17 protein-coding genes are annotated in these 19,503 nt (G+C 69.1%); all 17 read left to right on the top strand.

All coding sequences use genetic code 11. From position 1 onward, the window contains the following. The first annotated feature begins 35 nt into the window (after positions 1-35). Positions 36-1,265 (top strand): chorismate synthase, encoded by a 1,230-nt coding sequence (aroC, locus tag HWD99_RS05865; RefSeq protein WP_241795286.1) that lies wholly within the window; start codon positions 36-38, stop codon positions 1,263-1,265. After that, positions 1,249-1,767, top strand: coding sequence for a shikimate kinase (locus HWD99_RS05860; protein ID WP_241795285.1), 519 nt, complete (start codon positions 1,249-1,251; stop codon positions 1,765-1,767). Before aroC ends, HWD99_RS05860 begins: the two co-directional genes overlap by 17 nt. Further along, positions 1,764-2,852, top strand: a complete 1,089-nt coding sequence (gene aroB, locus HWD99_RS05855) for a 3-dehydroquinate synthase (RefSeq protein ID WP_241795284.1) — start codon at positions 1,764-1,766, stop codon at positions 2,850-2,852. The genes HWD99_RS05860 and aroB overlap by 4 nt, the downstream gene beginning before the upstream one ends. Beyond that, on the top strand, positions 2,849-3,286 hold the full coding sequence (gene aroQ, locus HWD99_RS05850) for a type II 3-dehydroquinate dehydratase (protein WP_241795283.1): 438 nt from the start codon (positions 2,849-2,851) through the stop codon (positions 3,284-3,286). The genes aroB and aroQ overlap by 4 nt, the downstream gene beginning before the upstream one ends. A 74-nt stretch (positions 3,287-3,360) precedes the next feature. After that, on the top strand, positions 3,361-3,921 hold the full coding sequence (gene efp / locus HWD99_RS05845) for an elongation factor P (RefSeq protein WP_241795282.1): 561 nt from the start codon (positions 3,361-3,363) through the stop codon (positions 3,919-3,921). A 3-nt stretch (positions 3,922-3,924) separates the two neighbouring features. Further along, positions 3,925-4,335, top strand: a complete 411-nt coding sequence (gene nusB / locus HWD99_RS05840; RefSeq protein WP_241795281.1) for a transcription antitermination factor NusB — start codon at positions 3,925-3,927, stop codon at positions 4,333-4,335. 56 nt (positions 4,336-4,391) lie between these two features. Continuing rightward, a complete protein-coding gene (locus tag HWD99_RS05835) occupies positions 4,392-7,682 on the top strand; it encodes a DEAD/DEAH box helicase (protein WP_241795280.1) in 3,291 nt (1,096 codons plus the stop codon). 74 nt (positions 7,683-7,756) lie between these two features. After that, complete coding sequence (locus HWD99_RS05830) at positions 7,757-9,334, top strand: Rieske 2Fe-2S domain-containing protein (RefSeq protein WP_241795279.1); 1,578 nt, start codon at positions 7,757-7,759, stop codon at positions 9,332-9,334. 91 nt (positions 9,335-9,425) lie between these two features. Then, positions 9,426-9,920 carry a hypothetical protein gene (locus tag HWD99_RS05825; RefSeq protein ID WP_241795278.1) on the top strand — a complete coding sequence of 165 codons (495 nt, stop codon included), beginning with the start codon at positions 9,426-9,428 and terminating at the stop codon, positions 9,918-9,920. Between the two features lie 69 nt (positions 9,921-9,989). After that, positions 9,990-10,520 carry a bifunctional pyr operon transcriptional regulator/uracil phosphoribosyltransferase PyrR gene (gene pyrR / locus HWD99_RS05820; protein ID WP_241795277.1) on the top strand — a complete coding sequence of 177 codons (531 nt, stop codon included), beginning with the start codon at positions 9,990-9,992 and terminating at the stop codon, positions 10,518-10,520. Next, complete coding sequence (locus tag HWD99_RS05815) at positions 10,517-11,482, top strand: aspartate carbamoyltransferase catalytic subunit (RefSeq protein WP_241795276.1); 966 nt, start codon at positions 10,517-10,519, stop codon at positions 11,480-11,482. The genes pyrR and HWD99_RS05815 overlap by 4 nt, the downstream gene beginning before the upstream one ends. Continuing rightward, positions 11,479-12,783 (top strand): dihydroorotase, encoded by a 1,305-nt coding sequence (locus HWD99_RS05810; RefSeq protein WP_241795275.1) that lies wholly within the window; start codon positions 11,479-11,481, stop codon positions 12,781-12,783. Before HWD99_RS05815 ends, HWD99_RS05810 begins: the two co-directional genes overlap by 4 nt. Further along, a complete protein-coding gene (locus tag HWD99_RS05805; RefSeq protein ID WP_241795274.1) occupies positions 12,780-13,316 on the top strand; it encodes a hypothetical protein in 537 nt (178 codons plus the stop codon). Before HWD99_RS05810 ends, HWD99_RS05805 begins: the two co-directional genes overlap by 4 nt. Then, positions 13,313-14,458 (top strand): glutamine-hydrolyzing carbamoyl-phosphate synthase small subunit, encoded by a 1,146-nt coding sequence (gene carA, locus HWD99_RS05800; RefSeq protein WP_241795273.1) that lies wholly within the window; start codon positions 13,313-13,315, stop codon positions 14,456-14,458. Before HWD99_RS05805 ends, carA begins: the two co-directional genes overlap by 4 nt. Next, a complete protein-coding gene (gene carB, locus HWD99_RS05795; protein ID WP_241795272.1) occupies positions 14,458-17,745 on the top strand; it encodes a carbamoyl-phosphate synthase large subunit in 3,288 nt (1,095 codons plus the stop codon). The genes carA and carB overlap by 1 nt, the downstream gene beginning before the upstream one ends. After that, positions 17,742-18,587 carry an orotidine-5'-phosphate decarboxylase gene (gene pyrF / locus HWD99_RS05790; RefSeq protein ID WP_241795271.1) on the top strand — a complete coding sequence of 282 codons (846 nt, stop codon included), beginning with the start codon at positions 17,742-17,744 and terminating at the stop codon, positions 18,585-18,587. The genes carB and pyrF overlap by 4 nt, the downstream gene beginning before the upstream one ends. Further along, on the top strand, positions 18,580-19,488 hold the full coding sequence (gene gmk / locus HWD99_RS05785; RefSeq protein ID WP_241795270.1) for a guanylate kinase: 909 nt from the start codon (positions 18,580-18,582) through the stop codon (positions 19,486-19,488). The genes pyrF and gmk overlap by 8 nt, the downstream gene beginning before the upstream one ends. Positions 19,489-19,503 lie beyond the last annotated feature (15 nt).

The raw sequence follows: 19,503 nt of genomic DNA, 5'->3' as shown, positions 1-19,503 counted from the left end.
ACGAGATCCCTCGAAACGCATGGGAGACTAGAGCAATGCTCCGCGTGCTCACGGCCGGCGAATCTCACGGCCCAGAACTCATTGCCGTCATGGAGGGCCTGCCCTCCGGCGTCCCGGTGTCGTCCGAGGCCATCCAGGCCGATCTGGCGCGACGCAAGCTCGGCTACGGCCGCGGCTCCCGCATGAAGTTCGAGCAGGACGAGCTGACGATCTCGGGCGGCGTCCGCCATGGCAAGACCCTCGGCAGCCCGATCGCGCTGCGCATCGGCAACACCGAGTGGCCGAAGTGGATCGAGGTCATGAACCCCGAGCCGGTCGACCTCACCGACAAGTCCCGCGGCCGGGGTGCCCCGCTCACGCGCCCTCGTCCCGGTCACGCCGACCTCGTGGGAATGCAGAAGTACGACTTCGACGAGGCGCGTCCGATCCTCGAGCGCGCCAGCGCCCGCGAGACCGCCGCGCGGGTCGCCCTCGGAGCCGTCGCCCGCTCGTTCCTCGGCGAGCTCGGCATCCGCCTGGTGAGCCACACGCTGTCGATCGGTCCCGTGCGCGTGCCCGAGGGATCGGCGCTGCCGACCCCCGACGACGTCGACACGCTGGATGCCGATCCGCTGCGCTGCTTCGACCCGGCCACCTCCGAGCGCATGGTCGCCGAGGTCGACGACGCGAAGAAGGACGGCGACACGCTGGGCGGCATCGTCGAGGTGCTCGCCTACGGTCTTCCGCCGGGGCTCGGGTCTCACGTCCACTGGGATCGCCGCCTCGACGCCCGCCTCGCGCAGGCCCTGATGAGTATCCAGGCGATCAAGGGCGTGGAGGTCGGCGACGGCTTCGAGACCACCCGACGCCGCGGTTCAGCCGCACATGACGAGCTCTTCGCGACGCCCGACGGCATCAGCCGCGGATCCGACAGGGCCGGAGGCACCGAGGGCGGCATGTCGACCGGCACCGTCCTGCGCGTCCGCGCCGGCATGAAGCCGATCGCGACCGTTCCCCACGCGCTCCGCACGATCGACGTCGCGAGCGGTGAAGACGCGACGGCGCACCACCAGCGTTCCGACGTCTGTGCGGTCCCTGCAGCCGGAGTCGTGGCCGAGGCCATGGTCGCGGTCGAGCTCGCGCGTGCGGTGCTCGAGAAGTTCGGCGGCGACAGCGTCCGAGAGACGCGGCGCAACCTCGAGGGCTACCTCGCGGCGATTCCCGCCGAGCTGCGGACGACACCCGCGTCCGAGGCCGCGCTCATCGCGCATGACGAACGGGGCTGAGCCGCTGACGCTGGTGCTGGTCGGCCCGATGGCGGCCGGCAAGACCAGCATCGGGCGGCGCGTCGCGCGCACGCTCGAGCTGCCGTTCATCGACACCGACAAGCGGGTCGTCTCGGAGCACGGGTCCATCCCGTCGATCTTCGAGTCGCACGGTGAGGGGCACTTCCGCGCACTGGAGCGATCCGCCGTCGCCCGCGCACTGGACGAGGGCGGAGTGATCTCCCTCGGCGGCGGTGCGGTCACCGACGCCGGCACGCGGGAGCTGCTGCGAGAGCATCCCGTCGTCTTCCTCACCGTGAGCCCGGCGGCGGTCGCCGATCGGATCGCCACGGGCGGTCGCCCGCTGCTCGACGGAGACGACCCGGTCGTGCGCTGGACGCAGATCTTCGAGGAGCGTCGCGGATGGTACGACGAGGTCGCGAGTGTGACGTTCGACACGTCCAGGCGTCCGATGCAGCGGATCGCGGAGGACATCGTGGCATGGAGGAGAGATCAGGAATGAGCACGACGACAATCACGGTCACGGGGGAGAACCCCTACGACATCAGCATCGGACGAGGCATCCTCGATCGCGTCTCAGCGGCCCTGGCGCCGGGCGTGCGCAAGGTGCTCGTCGTGCATCCGCCGACGCTCGCGGCACGTGCCGCCGAGCTGCGCGACCGGCTGCTCGCCGACGTCAGTGAGGGGCCCCGCGAGGTGCTCCTCGCCGAGGTGCCGGATGCCGAGCAGGGAAAGCGCGTCGAGGTCGCCGCGTTCTGCTGGCAGGTGATGGGGCAGGCGGACTTCACCCGCACGGACGCCGTGATCGGCTACGGCGGAGGAGCCGTCACCGATCTCGCGGGCTTCGTCGCCGCGACCTGGCTGCGCGGCATCCAGGTCGTGCACGTCCCCACGACCGTGCTCGGCCTCGTCGACGCGTCGGTCGGCGGCAAGACCGGCATCAACACGGCCGAGGGCAAGAACCTCGTCGGAGCCTTCTGGGCTCCCCGGGCGGTGATCGGCGACCTCGACGAGCTGGCGAGCCTCAGCCCGAACGAGGCGACCGCCGGATTCGCCGAGGTGGTCAAGGCGGGCTTCATCTGGGCGCCCGAGATCCTCGACATCGTCGAAGCCGACCCGTCCCGCGCGGTCGACACCACGACGCCCGAGTTCCGCCGCGCCATCGAGCTCGCGATCGACATGAAGGCACAGGTCGTCTCGAGCGACTTCCGCGAGGCGGGGCAGCGCGAGATCCTCAACTACGGCCACACGCTCGGGCACGCCATCGAGCACGCGGAGCGCTATCGCTGGCGCCACGGAGCCGCGATCTCCGTCGGGATGCTGTACGCCGCGGAGCTCTCGCGGCTCGCCGGTCGTCTGTCCGACGCGTCGGCAGAACGGCACCGCACCGTGCTGGAGTCGCTGGGTCTGCCCACCTCGTACCGGGCCGGCGCCTGGCAGCAGCTGCTCGCCACCATGCAGCGCGACAAGAAGAGCCGTGGCGGAATGCTGCGGTTCATCCTGCTCGACGACATCGCCAAGCCGACGGTTCTCCAGGCGCCCGACGAGTCGCTGCTCTTCGCCGCCTATCAGGAGGTCGGCGAGTGACCAGGCGCATCCTGCTCGTCAACGGACCGAACCTGAATCTGCTGGGCAGCCGCGAACCCGATGTGTACGGCACGGCCACCCTCGCCGACGTCGAGGTGCTCACGCGCGCGGCGGCGACGGAGGCCGGCTTCGACGTGCGGGCGATCCAGAGCAACCACGAGGGCGTGCTCATCGATGCGATCCACGCGGCGCGCGAGGACTGCGCGGCGATCGTGATCAACCCCGGGGGGCTCACGCACACCTCGGTGTCGCTGCGTGACGCGCTCACCGGGGTGGGCCTGCCCTTCGCCGAGGTGCACATCTCGGATGTCTATGCGCGGGAGGAGTTCCGTCACCACTCCTACCTGCACGACGTGGCCACGGTCCGCGTGATCGGCGAAGGAGTCGAGGGGTACGCGAGCGCGGTGCGGCAGCTCGCAGCGCTGATCCCGTAGAATCGACTGTCGGCTCGCGCTTCGACAGGCTCGGCGACCCAAGAACTTTCACCCACGAACGGAACCCTCAGCGCATGGCATCTACCGCAGACATCAAGAACGGCGTCGTCCTCAACCTCGAAGGCCAGCTCTGGAGCGTCGTCGAGTTCCAGCACGTGAAGCCGGGCAAGGGCGGCGCGTTCGTCCGCACCAAGCTGAAGAACGTGCTCACCGGCAAGGTCGTCGACAAGACGTTCAACGCGGGTGCGAAGGTCGAGATCGAGAACGTCGATCGGCGCGACTTCACCTACCTGTACACCGACGGCGACGGCTACGTCTTCATGGATCAGTCCGACTACGACCAGATCACGGTCGGAGCGGCGACCGTCGGCGACGCGAAGAACTTCCTCCTGGAGAACCAGCAGGTCACGATCGCTCTGAACAACGGCAACCCGCTGTACATCGACCTTCCCGCATCGGTGATCCTCGAGATCACGTACAGCGAGCCCGGCCTGCAGGGCGACCGCTCGTCGGCCGGCACCAAGCCCGCCACGCTCGAGACCGGGTACGAGATCCAGGTCCCGCTGTTCGTCGAGACCGGCACCAGGGTCAAGGTCGACACCCGCACGGGCGACTACCTCGGCCGCGAGAAGTAAGGCGTGAGCGCCCGCACGAAGGCGCGCAAGCGCGCACTCGACATCCTGTTCTCCGCCGACGTCCGCGGCGACGAGATCGCCGTCGCTCTCGCCTCCGAAGCGAAGCGCGCGGCGTCCGAGCCCGCTCGTGAGGCCTCGTGGCTGTACGCGCGCGAGGTCGTCGACGGCATCATCGATCACCGCGACGAGATCGACGAGCAGATCACCACCCACAGCCGCGACTGGAAGCTCGAGCGGATGCCCGCTGTCGACCGTGCGCTGCTGCGCATCGGCGTCTGGGAGATCCTGTTCAACGCCGAGGTTCCGACGGCCGTCGCGATCGATGAGGCGGTCGAACTCGCCAAGGAGTTCTCGACCGACGATTCCGGCGCGTTCGTCCACGGTGTGCTGGCACGGGTGGCCCGCGCCGTCTGAGGGCTGAGCCGCGGCCCGACATCGATGATGTCGGTGCCCGCGGGAAGGATGAGGGTATGTCCGCGCCGCACGTCGATCTCCGCGAGATCATGCAGATCACCGACGCCGGTGGCTACAAGCGCGGTCTCGCGTACTTCCGCGAGGGCAACGTGCTCGACGTGGTGTGGCACGAGGACCTGCTCGAACTCGAGGGACACGTGCGCGGCGGGCAGGACACGCCCTACCTCACCGAGATCACCTTCGTCTCATCCAACGGTCGACGTCGGATGCGCACGACCCGCTGCTCCTGTCCCGTGCGCACGGGGTGCAAGCACGTCGTCGCGACGGTCCTGGCGTCGAACGTGCACGAGTACTCGCAGCAGGCCGTGGCGCTCGAGACGCCGCCCGAGCCGTCCCCGAGACCACCGCGGCCCGCGGCGACGTCGTGGCGCACGCTCCTGGACCCCGAAGTCACGCGTCACGCGCAGCCCCTCGCGCTCGGCGTGGAGCTTCGTCATCGCGAGTCCCGCGCCGAGAACCACTGGGGCCCCCGCCCGATGCGCGCGGCCACGCTCCGAGACCTGGCGCGCCCGTCGGGGGAGCTGCTTCTCGCGATCCGACCGCTGATGCGCAGCGCGCAGACGGGAGCGTGGATCCAGGGGAGCGCCGGGTGGGACACGGTGCGTCGCGACGCCGCACAGTTCGGGCGCACGCAGACACGCTGGTTCGGAGATCTCCTCAGCATCTCGCGAGACTCGTTGCTGTCCGGGAACGCGGGCGAATGGCTCGTCCTCGACCAGATCGAGTCGGTGCTGCTGTGGGCGCACCTGCGCAGCGGCGCCGAGGCCGGCATCCCCCTCGTGCCCAGCCAGAAGCACGCCACCGTGCGACTCGCCGGCTCGGCGGCGGTCTCGGCCGCCATCACACGCGGCGACGACGGCTCCCTGTCGATCGGCGCCGAGGTGTCGGTCGACGGCAGCGAGGTCGACGCCGCCGATGCGCACCCCATCGGCCGGACCGGGCTGTACACGGCCCGGCTCACGGGCAATCGCATGGACATCGTGCTCGCCGAGGCGCCGCTCAGCGAGCAGACGCGCACGCTCCTCGCCTCAGCCGCACCCGTCGTGGTCCCGCCGGGTGAAGAGCAGGCGTTCATCGACGACGCCTACCCGCTGCTCGCCCGGCGGGCCTCCGTCCGTGCCGTGGGGGCGGTGCGCCTTCCCGAGGTTCCCGAGCCGACCCCCGTCCTCACCGTCGTGTTCGAACGCGGCGACGTCGTGAGCTACGACTTCGGATGGTCGTACGGCAGCTTCGGCACCGTGCCGTTCGCGTGGACCACCTCGGCCGTGCGCGACGCCGCCGTCGAAGCCGCTCGACGGGCCGAGATCGAGGCGGTCTGGCAGGAGCACCGCACCACCCGCTTCCGCCCCGCCGGTTCGCTGCACGACATCGATGCGGCGGATTTCGTGGCGCAGCTCGTGCCCGCCCTGGAGGCGGTCGGGGTGCGGGTCGAGTCGCAGGGAGCTCGCAAGGAGTACCGCGAGCTCACGGGAGACCCGCAGGTCACGGTCACGACGGTCGAATCCCCGGACGCCGACTGGTTCGACCTCGGCATCCTCGTCTCCATCGACGGGCGGCGGATCCCGTTCGGACCGCTCTTCACGGCGTTGACCAAGGGGAAGAAGAAGCTGCTCCTCGCGGACGGCGGCTACTTCTCGCTGAGTCATCCGGCACTCGACCGCCTTCGAGACCTCATCGAAGAGGCCGGCGAGCTCGACGAGTGGGAGACCGGCCCGCGGATCAACCGCTATCAGGTCGATCTCTGGGAGGAGTTCGAGGACCTCGCCGACGAGTCGCAGCCGGCCGTCAGCTGGCGTGCGACGGCGGAGGGACTGCGACGCGCCGAGGGAGTGCCGGCCACTCGCGTCCCGGCCGGCCTCCACGCCGAGCTCCGCGGATATCAGAAGGCCGGCTTCGACTGGCTCGCGTTCCTCTGGAAGCATCGCCTGGGCGGAATCCTCGCCGACGACATGGGCCTCGGCAAGACGCTGCAGCTCCTGACCTTCATCCAGCACACCAGGGAGAGCGGCGAGACCCGCCCGTTCCTCGTGCTCGCCCCCACCTCGGTGCTCAGCACCTGGCGCTCGGAGGCCGCCCGATTCACCCCCGCGCTGCGGGTCGCCGTCGTCGAGAGCACGAGTGCCACGCGCGCGTCCGCGCTGCGCAACGCTGCGGCGTCCGCCGATGTGGTCGTGAGCTCGTACACGGTCGCCAGGCTCGATGAGGAGGAGTTCCGCGAGATCGACTGGGCGGGCCTCATCCTCGACGAGGCGCAGTTCGTCAAGAACCCCAAGACCAAGCTGCATCGGGCGATCTCGACGTTCCGCTCCGACGTCACCTACGCGGTGACCGGAACGCCGATGGAGAACAGCCTGTCGGAGCTGTGGTCACTTCTGAAGCTCGCGGCGCCGGGACTCTTCCCGTCCGCGCGGAAGTTCCGGGACCGCTACATCCAGCCCATCGAGAAGGGCAAGGTGCCCGAGAACGAAGAGGGCGGCGAGTACCGTGCCCGGCGTCTCGCGCAGCTGCGCCGTCGCATCCGACCGCTCATGCTCCGCCGCACCAAGGAACTCGTCGCATCCGATCTGCCGGCGAAGCAGGAGCAGCTTCTCGAGGTCGAGCTCAGTCCCGCCCACCGCGAGCTCTACGACGTCGTCCTGCAGCGGGAGCGACAGAAGGTGCTGGGGCTGCTCGACGATCTCGACCGCAACCGGTTCATCGTCTTCCGCTCGCTCACGCTGCTGCGCATGCTCAGCCTCGCCCCGGAGCTGATCGACGACCACGATGCGGAGATCGGCTCGAGCAAGCTCGACATCCTTCTCGATCGGGTGGCGGAGCTGCAGGCCGAGGGCCACCGTGCGCTCGTCTTCAGCCAGTTCACGTCGTTCCTCGACCTCGCCGCGGCGCGACTCGACGCGGCCGGCATCCCCTATGCCCATCTCGACGGCTCGACACGACGCCGGCAGGACGTGATCGATTCCTTCAAGACGGGGGAGCAGCCCGTGTTCCTCATCAGCCTCAAAGCGGGTGGCTTCGGTCTCACGCTCACCGAGGCCGACTACGTGTTCCTGCTCGACCCGTGGTGGAACCCGGCGGCAGAGGCCCAGGCGATCGACCGCACGCACCGCATCGGACAGACCAGCCAGGTCTTCGTCTACCGCATGATCTCGACGGGGACGATCGAGGAGAAGGTGCTCGAACTGCAGAGACGCAAGGCCCGGCTGTTCACCGCCGTGATGGATGACGAGCAGCTGTTCGCGCAGTCCCTCACGGCAGAGGACATCCGCGGGCTCTTCGACGGGAGCTGATTTCTCCCGGCCGGTCACCGCGGTCGCACAGGGGGCCGCCGGTAGAATCGAACGGTTCACCTCAGGAGGATTGCATGCGGATCACCGGACTCGGCCACGCCGGGATGTTCATCGAGACGGTCGGCGGGAACATCATCTGCGACCCGGTTCTGGGGCCGTCGTTCTTCGGCTCGTGGTTCCCGTTCCCCGACAACCGGGGACTCGACTGGGAACGGTTCGGCCGCGAGGCGGATTTCCTCTACATCTCGCACCGGCACCGCGACCACTTCGATCCGGCCCTGCTCGAGCGGTACATCCGCAAGGACATCGAGGTGCTGCTGCCGGAGTATCCGATCGACGATCTCGAGCAGGACATCCGTGCGCTCGGATACACGAACATCACCTACGCGCCCGCCGGCGAGATCATCGAGCGCGGTGACCTCAAGATCATGATCACGCCGCTGCGCGCGCCCAGCGACGGCCCGATCGGCGATTCCTCGCTCAGTGTCGACGACGGCACGGGGTCTGTGCTCAACCAGAACGACTCGCACCCGCTCGATCTCGAGACGCTGCTGCACTTCGGCAAGCCGGACGCGTACTTCACACAGGTGTCTGGCGCGATCTGGTGGCCGATGGTCTACGACCTGCCGCTCGACGCGAAGCAGAACTTCGCGCGGCTCAAGCGCGAGGCGCAGAACAAGCGCGCGATGTACTACATCGACAAGGTCGACGCCCCGCACGTCTTCCCGATGGCGGGACCGCCCATGTTCCTGCGCGACGACCTCTTCGACTTCAACGGCGTCGGCCGCAACGGCGAGTCGATCTTCACGGATCAGAAGCAGTTCCTCGCCCACATGAAGGAGCTGTCTCCGCAGTACGACGGCCACCTGTTCGTGCCGGGCACCGTCGTCACCGTCGAGGACGGCGACGTCACGACCGAGCAGTCGCTGTACACCGAGGCCGAGCTGGCTCACATCTTCGACGAGAAGTGGGAGTATCTCGAGGAGCAGCGGTCGAGCAGGCAGCAGGAGATCCGTGACGAAGAGGCCTCCCGCGCGCAGGTGCTCCCGGCGGCCGAGATCCTCGAGGCGCTCAAGGGGTGGTGGGAGCCGCTGCTGAAGAAGTCGCGCACGATCCGCCTCGGTGTCGGCGGGTGCGTCCGGTTCAAGATCGGCGACCTCGACATGGTCGTGGACTTCCCCCGCGCCAAGGTCCGCGAGTACGCGGGGGAGGAGTGCATCTACTGGTACACGATCCCCGCTGATCTCGTCTCCACGAACATCCGCGATCACGAGATCGACTGGTCGAACTCGATCTTCCTCTCGATGCAGTTCAGCGTCGGCCGCAGCGGCAAGTTCAACGAGTTCCTGACGACCTTCCTCAAGTGCCTCTCGGTGGATCGCATCGAGTACGTCGAGAACTGGTATCAGGAGCAGACCGACCAGACGGAGGACGCCGAGGTCGGGGAGTGGCTCGTGCAGCGGCGCTGCCCGCACCTGCGCGCCGATCTCACCAAGACCGGAAAGGTCGACGAGGACGGCATCCTGACGTGCAGCATGCACGACTGGAAGTGGGACCTCAAGACCGGGCGCTGCCTGTCCACCAGCGGTCACCCCATCCGTTCGACCAAGATCGACGAGGTCACCGACGCTGTGCTCAGCGAGGCCAGCTGACGTGCCGGGCGGCTCGCACCCGCAGGGATCGGGCCGGGATGCTCGGACCCGCCGTCTGCAGTTCGACGGCCCGTTGCGCGGAGCCCGCTGGGTGGCGAGATCGGATGCTCCCCGACTGGTGCGCATCGCCAGCGAGTTCCTGCAGGAGCAGGGGTTCGAGAGTCGGGACGACGGACTCGACGCGACTCTCCGCGAGCAGGGCTCGGAGTGGACGTCGGCCGCCCTCGAGATCGGAGACGAGACGCGCTCGCGTCGAGGTCTCTGGCAGGGGCAGTGGACCGACGATCTGCCGTTCCCGCTTCCCCGCGTGCTGCAGCACTCCGTCCCGCCGACCCTGGTGGTGGTCGCCGCCCGGCGCGCCGCGACAGGGGTCGCCGAGCTGGTCGTGTTCCCCCATGTCTCCCGCCGTGGAGACGCGGAGTACGCTCGGGCGGCCGGACCGCGCATCCGCGCAGCGCTCGAGGGCATCACGGCGGCTGCCGGAGCCGAAGGCGCGATGGTGTCACACGAGTCTCTGAGCGGCGTGCCCGATGACGGCTCTCCCTTCTCGCAGGCCGTGGTCCGCGACGTGCTCGGCTGGCGATGACCACGCGCTAGACTGAGAGCATCAAGCAACCTTTAACACCGTCCTGTGAGGCGGAGAAGGGAGCGGCTGATGAGTGCACGCACCGTTCTGCACGAAGCCGATATCTCGCGGGCTCTGACCCGCATCGCGCACGAGATCCTCGAATCCAACCGAGGGGCTGAGAACCTCGTCCTGCTGGGCATCCCGACCCGCGGCGTCACACTCGCCCGGCGCCTCTCCGCCGTCATCGGCGAGATCGCGCAGACCGAGGTCCCCGTCGGAGCGCTCGACGTCACGATGTTCCGTGACGATCTCGCCAAGCACCCGACCAGGTCTCCGCGCCCGACCGACATCCCCGCGGGCGGAATCGACGGCAGGACGGTCGTCCTCGTCGACGACGTGCTCTTCTCCGGACGCAGCATCCGCGCCGCACTCGACGCCCTGCAGTCGATCGGCCGCCCCTCGATCGTGCGCCTCGCGATCCTCATCGACCGCGGCCACCGCGAGCTGCCGATCCGACCCGACTTCGTCGGCAAGAACATCCCGTCCTCGCGGCAGGAGCGCGTGAACGTGCGTCTCATCGAAGACGACGGCGCCGACGAGGTGACGATCGAAGCATGAGACACCTCCTCGACACCCGAACCCTCGACCGGGAGACGGCCCTGCGCATCCTCGACGTCGCCGAGGACATGTCCGACACGCAGTCGCGTGAGGTCAAGAAGCTCCCGACGCTGCGCGGCAAGACCGTCGTGAACCTGTTCTTCGAGGACTCGACGCGCACCCGCATCTCGTTCGAGGCCGCGGCCAAGCGACTCTCCGCCGACGTCATCAACTTCGCGGCCAAGGGCTCCAGCGTCTCGAAGGGCGAGAGCCTGAAGGACACCGCCCAGACGCTGCAGGCCATGGGCGCGGATGCCGTCGTGATCCGCCATCCCGCCTCGGGCGCCCCGCAGACGCTCGCGACGAGCGGCTGGATATCGGCCGGCGTCGTGAACGCGGGGGACGGCACGCACGAGCATCCGACCCAGGCGCTGCTCGACGCATTCACCATCCGCAAGCGCCGCTTCGGCGCCGACAGCAGGGGGCGCGACCTGTCCGGCGTCCGGGTCGTGATCGTCGGCGACGTGCTGCACTCGCGCGTCGCCCGCTCGAACGTGTGGCTGCTCTCCACGCTCGGCGCCGACGTCACCCTGGTGTCTCCGCCGACGCTCGTGCCGCAGAACGTCTCGCTCTGGCCCGCGAAGGTCGTCTACGACCTCGATCAGGCGCTGGCCGAGGGGCCGGACGCCGTGATGACGCTGCGCATCCAGCTCGAGCGGATGAACGCCGCGTATTTCCCGACTGAGCGGGAGTATTCCAGAAGATGGGGTCTTGACGCACGGCGTGTGGCGAGCCTGCCGGACGGTAGCATTGTGATGCACCCCGGACCCATGAACCGGGGCCTGGAGATCTCCTCCGAAGCCGCCGATTCCCCGCGCTCCACGGTGCTGGAACAGGTGACGAACGGAGTGTCCATCCGGATGGCAGTGCTGTACCTGCTCCTTGCAGGAGAACGAGACGACGAACGAGGGGGAGACCAGTGAGCGAGACCCTCGTCATCACCGGCGCACAGCTTCTCGGCGCGGAGAGCGCCGACATCATCGTGGAGAACGGTGTGATCGCCGAGATCGGCTCCGGCCTCAGCCGCTCGGGAGCCCGAGTCATCGACGCGGCGGGCCTCGTGGCGCTGCCCGGTCTGGTCGACCTCCACACCCATCTGCGCGAGCCCGGGTACGAAGCGTCCGAGACGATCCTCACCGGAACACGGGCTGCTGCGGCCGGTGGCTTCACCGCCGTCTTCGCGATGCCCAACACATCGCCGGTCGCCGACACCGCCGGGGTGGTCGAGCAGGAGCTCGCGCTCGGCGAGGCGGCCGGATACGCGACCGTGCAGCCGATCGGCGCCGTGACGGTCGGACAGAAGGGCGAGCGCCTCGCCGAGCTGGGCGCCATGGCGACCTCCCGCGCCCAGGTGCGCGTGTTCAGCGATGACGGATTCTGCGTCTTCGACCCGCTGATCATGCGTCGTGCCCTCGAGTACGTGAAGTCCTTCGACGGGGTCATCGCGCAGCACGCGCAGGACCCGCGCCTCACCGAAGGCGCGCAGATGAACGAGGGCACCGTCTCGGCCGAGCTCGGACTCGCCGGATGGCCGGCGGTCGCGGAAGAGTCGATCATCGCGCGCGATGTGCTCCTCGCCGAGCACGTCGGCTCGCGTCTGCACGTGTGCCACCTCTCGACCGCGGGGTCGGTGGACATCATCCGCTGGGCCAAGAAGCGGGGCATCTCCGTGACCGCCGAGGTCACGCCGCACCACCTGCTGCTGACCGACGAGCTGGTGCGCGGGTACGACGCCCGGTACAAGGTGAATCCGCCGCTGCGCCGCGAGGAAGACGTCCTGGCCGTGCGCGAAGGTCTGGCCGACGGCACCATCGACATCGTCGCCACCGACCATGCACCGCACCCGAGCGAGCACAAGGCGTGCGAGTGGCAGGCCGCCGCGAACGGCATGGTCGGGCTCGAGAGCGCGCTGCGCGTCGTGCACCAGTCGATGGTCGCGACGGGCCTCATCGGATGGGACGACGTCGCACGGGTCATGAGCGCCGCCCCTGCGCGCATCGGACGCCTGGCCGGCCACGGGACCCCGCTGCAGGTCGGGGCTCCCGCCCACCTCGCCCTCTATGACGCCTCCGTCGCCGGTGTGTTCACCGAGGCCGACCTGCACGGCCGCAGCCGGAACTCGCCCTATCTCGGGCGCGATCTGCCCGGCCGTGTCGAGTACACCGTGCACGGCGGCGTGCTCACGGTCAACGAGGGCTCCCTGGTCGAGGAGCTTCGGGCATGATCCCCAGAGACCTCGCGATCGCGCTCATGATCGCCCTGGCCGTTCTCGTCCTGCTCGCGATGCTGTTCGCCTGGCGACGACGACTCCGACGCGACGCCGGACTCGCCGCACCGCTGGGTGTGCCGGAGCATGCCGAGGTGATCGATCGCCACGAGGTGCTGTACGTGTCGACCACGAAGCACGATCAGCCCCTCGAGCGACTGACCATGCCCCCGCTCGCCTACCGTGCGAGGGGAGAGGTCGCGGTCACCGATCGAGGCCTCGCGCTGTGCCTCGACGGGGCGCCGACGGTCTTCCTCGCCTCCGCACGTCTCGCGAGCGTCGATCGTGCGACGGTCACGATCGACCGGGTGGTCGAGCCCGGCGGCCTCGTCCGCGTGGCCTGGAACGCTGACGACGACACCGTCGTCGATTCCTACCTCCGCCTCACCGACGGCGATCCCCAGAACTTCATCTCAGAACTGCAGCGACTCGTCCCCGCCTCCGGCGCCTCGGACGACACCGCCGCCCCCGACACAGGAGCAACGTCATGACAGCCCTCCCCGAACCCGCCGTCCTCGTCCTCGAAGACGGAACCCGCCACACCGGTCGCGCCTATGGTGCGCTCGGCACGACGATCGGCGAGGTCGTCTTCGCCACCGGCATGTCCGGTTACCAGGAGACGCTCACCGACCCGTCGTACGCCGGGCAGATCGTCCTCCAGACGGCGCCTCACATCGGCAACACCGGTATGAACGACGAGGACCCCGAGTCCCGACGCATCTGGGTGGCCGGCTACATCGTGCGCGACCCCTCGCGCGTCGTCTCGAACTGGCGCGCCAACGCCTCGCTCGACGAGGTCCTCGTGCAGGACGGCATCGTCGGCATCAGCGGCATCGACACCCGCTCGATCACGCGTCACATCCGCTCGGCAGGATCCATGCGCGGCGGAATCTTCTCGGGTGAGGCCGCGCGCCTCGACGCCGAAGAGCAGCTGCGCATCGTGCGCGAGGCCCCGCAGATGGCCGGTCAGAACCTCTCGGCTCAGGTCTCGGTCGACGTCGCCACGGTGACGACCGCCATGGGGGAGCGAGTCGGCAACCTCGCCGTCCTCGACCTCGGCGTCAAGCAGGCCACGATCGACAACCTCGCCGCCCGTGGCTTCGAGGTGCACGTCCTGCCGCAGAACGTCACGATCGACGACATCCGCTCGATCGACCCGGTGGCGGTCTTCTACTCGAACGGTCCCGGCGACCCCGCGGCATCCGGCGACCACGTCGAGCTGCTGCGTGCGGTCCTCGACGACGGCCTCCCGTTCTTCGGGATCTGCTTCGGCAACCAGCTGCTCGGTCGCGCTCTGGGCCTCGGCACCTACAAGCTGCCGTTCGGCCACCGCGGCATCAACCAGCCGGTGCTCGACAAGTCGACCGGCCGCGTCGAGATCACCGCGCACAACCACGGCTTCGCCGTGGACGCCCCGCTCGAGGGATCCTTCGACAGTCCGCACGGCTACGGCAAGGTCGAGGTCAGCCACGTCGGACTCAACGACAACGTCGTGGAGGGGCTGCGCGCCCTCGACATCCCCGCGTTCTCGGTGCAGTACCACCCCGAGGCGGCCGCAGGCCCCCACGACGCCAACTACCTCTTCGATCGTTTCCGCGACATGGTCATCGCGAGCAAGAAGGACACCAAGTAATGCCCAAGCGCGACGACATCAACTCCGTTCTCGTCATCGGCTCCGGCCCGATCGTCATCGGTCAGGCCTGCGAGTTCGACTACTCCGGCACCCAGGCGTGCCGCGTGCTCCGCGAGGAGGGCGTCAGGGTCATCCTGGTCAACTCCAACCCGGCCACGATCATGACCGATCCCGACTTCGCCGACGCGACGTACATCGAGCCGATCACCTGGCAGGTCATCGAGACCATCATCGCCAAGGAGCGCCCCGACGCCATCCTGCCGACCCTCGGCGGGCAGACCGCGCTGAACGCCGCGATCGAGCTGCACAACCACGGCATCCTCGAGAAGTACGACGTCGAGCTCATCGGCGCGAGCTTCGAGGCGATCAACAAGGGCGAGGATCGTCAGGTCTTCAAGCAGCTGGTGCTGGATGCCGGCGCAGACGTGGCGCGCAGCATCATCGCGCACACCATGGACGACCTGCTCGAGGGAGCCGCCGAGCTGGGCTATCCGCTCGTCGTCCGCCCCTCGTTCACCATGGGCGGTCTCGGCTCCGGCTTCGCGTACGACGAGGAAGACCTGCGCCGCATCGGCGGTGCCGGTCTCCGCGACTCGCCGACCACCGAGGTGCTCCTCGAGGAGTCCATCCTCGGCTGGAAGGAGTACGAGCTCGAGCTCATGCGCGACACCGCCGACAACACGGTGGTCGTCTGCTCGATCGAGAACGTCGACCCGGTGGGCGTGCACACGGGTGACTCGATCACCGTCGCCCCCGCACTGACCCTCACCGACCGCGAGTACCAGAAGCTCCGCGACATCGGCATCGACATCATCCGCGCCGTCGGCGTCGACACCGGTGGCTGCAACATCCAGTTCGCCGTCGACCCCAGCAACGGGCGCATCATCGTGATCGAGATGAACCCGCGTGTCTCCCGGTCGAGCGCGCTCGCGTCGAAGGCCACCGGCTTCCCGATCGCCAAGCTGGCCGCCAAGCTCGCGCTCGGCTACCGCCTCGACGAGATCCCGAACGACATCACGGGCGTGACCCCGGCCAGCTTCGAGCCGACGCTCGACTACGTCGTCGTCAAGGTGCCCCGGTTCGCGTTCGAGAAGTTCCCGGCCGCCGACGCGACGCTCACCACGACCATGAAGTCCGTCGGCGAGGCGATGGCGATCGGACGCAACTACGCGACCGCGCTGCAGAAGGCGCTGCGGTCGCTCGAGAAGCGCGGCTCCAGCTTCCACTGGGGCGCGGAGGAGCGCTCGGTCGACGAGCTGCTCGAGATCGCGAAGGTGCCGACCGACGGACGCATCGTGACCCTGCAGCAGGCGCTGCGCAAGGGGGCGACGGTCGAGCAGGCGTTCGAGGCCACCGCCATCGACCCGTGGTTCATCGACCAGATCGTGCTGATCAACGAGGTCGCCGAGATCGTGCGCACAGCGCCCGAGCTCGACGCGGCGACCCTGCGCTACGCCAAGGAGCACGGCTTCTCCGACGCGCAGATCGCCGAGCTGCGGGGCGAGAAGGAGGAGGAGATCCGCGGCGTGCGCCACGGGTTCGGCCTCCGTCCGGTCTACAAGACGGTCGACACGTGCGCGGGGGAGTTCCCGGCCCTGACGCCGTATCACTACTCGAGCTACGACTTCGAGACCGAGGTCGCCCCGTCCGACCGCACCAAGGTGGTCATCATCGGCTCCGGCCCGAACCGCATCGGCCAGGGCGTCGAGTTCGACTACTCGTGCGTGCACGCCTCGTTCGCGCTGTCGGATGCCGGGTTCGAGACCGTCATGGTCAACTGCAACCCCGAGACCGTGTCGACCGACTACGACACCTCCGACCGCCTGTACTTCGAGCCGCTGACGCTCGAGGACGTGCTCGAGGTGCTGGATGCCGAGGCAGCGAGCGGCACCATCCTGGGCGTCGTCTGCCAGCTCGGCGGCCAGACCCCTCTGGGCCTCGCGAAGGGCATCGAGGCCGCGGGCTACACCGTTCTCGGCACCAGCCCCGCGGCGATCGACATCGCGGAGGAGCGCGAGCTCTTCTCGCAGCTGCTCGACTCGGCAGGGCTCATCGCCCCGCGTCACGGCACCGCGATCGACGCCGACGGTGCGGTCGCGGTCGCCGAGGAGATCGGCTACCCGGTTCTCGTGCGTCCGAGCTTCGTGCTCGGCGGACGCGGCATGGAGATCGTCTACAGCTCGGAGTCGCTGCGCGAGTACTTCGTGCGCACGGCCGGCGAGGTCATCATCGAGGAGGGCAAGCCGCTTCTGGTGGACCGCTTCCTCGACGACGCGATCGAGCTCGACGTCGATGCACTGTACGACGGCACCGATCTGTTCATCGGCGGCGTCATGGAGCACCTCGAAGAGGCCGGCATCCACTCCGGCGACTCGAGCTGCACGCTGCCCCCGGTCTCGCTCGGCCGCACCGACATCGACCGCGTCCGCGAGGCGACCCTGGCGATCGCCGAGGGCGTGGGCGTGCGCGGTCTGCTGAACGTGCAGTTCGCGATCAGCGCGGGCGTCCTCTACGTGATCGAGGCGAACCCGCGCGCCAGCCGCACGGTGCCCTTCGTCTCGAAGGCGCTGGGGATCCCGATGGCGAAGGCGGCGAGCCGCGTGATGGCGGGCTCGACCATCGCCGAGCTCCGTGCCGAGGGCATGCTTCCCGAGCAGGACGGCTCGCGGGTGCCGCTCGACGCCCCCGTCTCGGTCAAGGAGGCCGTGCTGCCCTTCAAGCGCTTCCGCACCGCCGACGGCAAGACGGTCGACTCGATCCTCGGACCGGAGATGCGCTCCACGGGGGAGGTCATGGGCATCGACCGCGACTTCCCGACGGCGTTCGCGAAGAGCCAGGCTGCGGCATACGGCGGGATGCCGACCTCGGGCACCGTGTTCATCTCGGTGGCCGACTCCGACAAGCGTGCGGTGATCCTTCCGGCGCACCGCCTGCAGCAGCTCGGGTTCACGATCGTCGCCACCGAGGGCACCGCCGAGATCCTGTCGCGCAACGGCATCGCCGTAACCGTGGTCGAGAAGTACAGCGAGACCCAGGAATCCGGTGCGACCAACATCGTCGACCTCATCAACGACGGATCGATCAACATCGTCGTGAACACGCCCTCGGGAGGAGCTGCCCGCGCCGACGGCTACGAGATCCGTGCGGCCGCCGTCGCCGCCGACAAGGCGCTGTTCACCACGATGGCCGTTCTCGGCGCCGCGGTGAGCGGGATGGATGCCGCGCACGAGGGCTTCCAGGTGAAGAGCCTGCAGGAGTACGCACTCGACCGGAAGGCCGCGGTGTGAGCGCACGCTTCGGAGAGAGGGTCCGCGCCGCGATCGACGCGCGTGGGCCCCTCTGCGTGGGCATCGATCCGCATGCGTCCCTGCTCGCCGAGTGGGGCCTGTCGGATGACGCGTCCGGGCTGCGCGAGTTCGGTCTGCGCACGGTCGAGGCCGCCGACGGTCGCGTCGGCATCGTCAAGCCGCAGGTCTCGTTCTTCGAGCGCTTCGGCTCCGCGGGATTCGCGGCTCTCGAGGAGGTCATCGCGGCCGCCCGTGCGGCCGGCCTCCTCGTGATCGCCGACGCGAAGCGCGGAGACATCGGATCGACGATGGACGCCTACGCCCAGGCGTGGCTGCGTCCCGGGTCGCCGCTGGAGGCGGACGCCCTCACGGTCAACCCTTTCCTGGGCGTCGGCGCGCTCGACGGCGCCTTCGATCTCGCGCGCGAGCACGGCAAGGGGCTCTTCGTGCTGGCCGCCACGAGCAACCCCGAGGCGACGGTGCTGCAGCGATCGGTGTCCGCCACCGGACGCGCGGTCTCGGCCGACGTCGTCTCGGTGGTCTCGGCACGCAACGCCGAGCACACGCCGGCAGGGGAGTGGGGCAGCTTCGGCTTCGTCATCGGCGCGACCGTCGACTGGACGGATGCCGGCCTCGCCGCCTTCACCCCCCTCGCACCGATCCTGGCCCCCGGATTCGGCAGCCAGGGGGCTGCGCCGGCCGATCTGCGACACCGCTTCGGTTCGATGAGCTCGGCCGTCGTGGCGAGCGAGAGCCGAAGCATCCTCTCGGCGGGACCGTCCGGTCTCTCCGCCGCCATCGACGCCCGCGTCGCAGAGTACAGGGAGGCCTCCCGTGGCTGAGTCTCGTCCGGTACCCGAGGTCGACCGCGCAGCCGCGGCACGCCGAGCCGTGGAGCGTCGTCGCGCCCGCGCATCGCTCAAGCGCGACCTCACCACCCGAGTGGTCACACCGCAGGCGGTCCTCGAGCGCGCGGTCGCCGACGCCGACTCCGTCGAGGGGTCGATGCGGATCACCGATTTCCTGCTCGCGCTGCCGGCGATCGGAGCGGGCAAGCGCGATCGCATCCTCACCGAGCTCGGCATCTCGCCGGTCAAGCGACTCGGCGGGCTCGGGGTGCGACAGCGCGTCGCGCTCGCCCGATGGCTCGACACGCGGTTCCCGGTGACGGCACCGCGCGGCGCGCGGAGCCGCCTGCTCGTGCTCGCCGGTCCCACGGCTGTCGGCAAGGGCACGGTGGCCGCGCACATCCGGGAGCACAACCCCGAGATCCACCTCTCGGTCTCGGCGACGACCCGGCCGCCGCGTCCCGGCGAGATCGACGGCGTGCACTACTACTTCGTCGACGATGCGGAGTTCGACCGCCTCATCGCCGAGAACGAGCTTCTCGAGTACGCCGTCGTCCACAACCGCTCTCGATACGGCACGCCGCGTGCGCCGATCGACGCGGCTCTGGCTGCGGGCAAGACCGTGCTGCTCGAGATCGACCTGCAGGGTGCACGTCAGGTGCGCAAGGCGGAACCCCGGGCGACGCTCATCTTCCTGCTGCCTCCCAGCTGGGACGAACTGGTGCAGCGACTGGTCGGTCGTGGCACGGAGGATGCGGAGGAGCGGGCCCGCCGACTGCGCACCGCGAAGGTCGAGCTGGCCGCGCAGAACGAGTTCGATCACCTCATCGTGAACGAGGACGTCGCCTCGGCCGCCGCCGAGGTCGTAGAATTGTCTTCGAGCTCTGCGCGCTGAGCGTCTTCGCGCGCC

Origin of the sequence: Microbacterium sp. C5A9 (assembly GCF_022627955.1) — a bacterium.
Lineage (GTDB): Bacteria > Actinomycetota > Actinomycetes > Actinomycetales > Microbacteriaceae > Microbacterium.
This window is presented reverse-complemented; position numbering and strand designations above follow the sequence as displayed.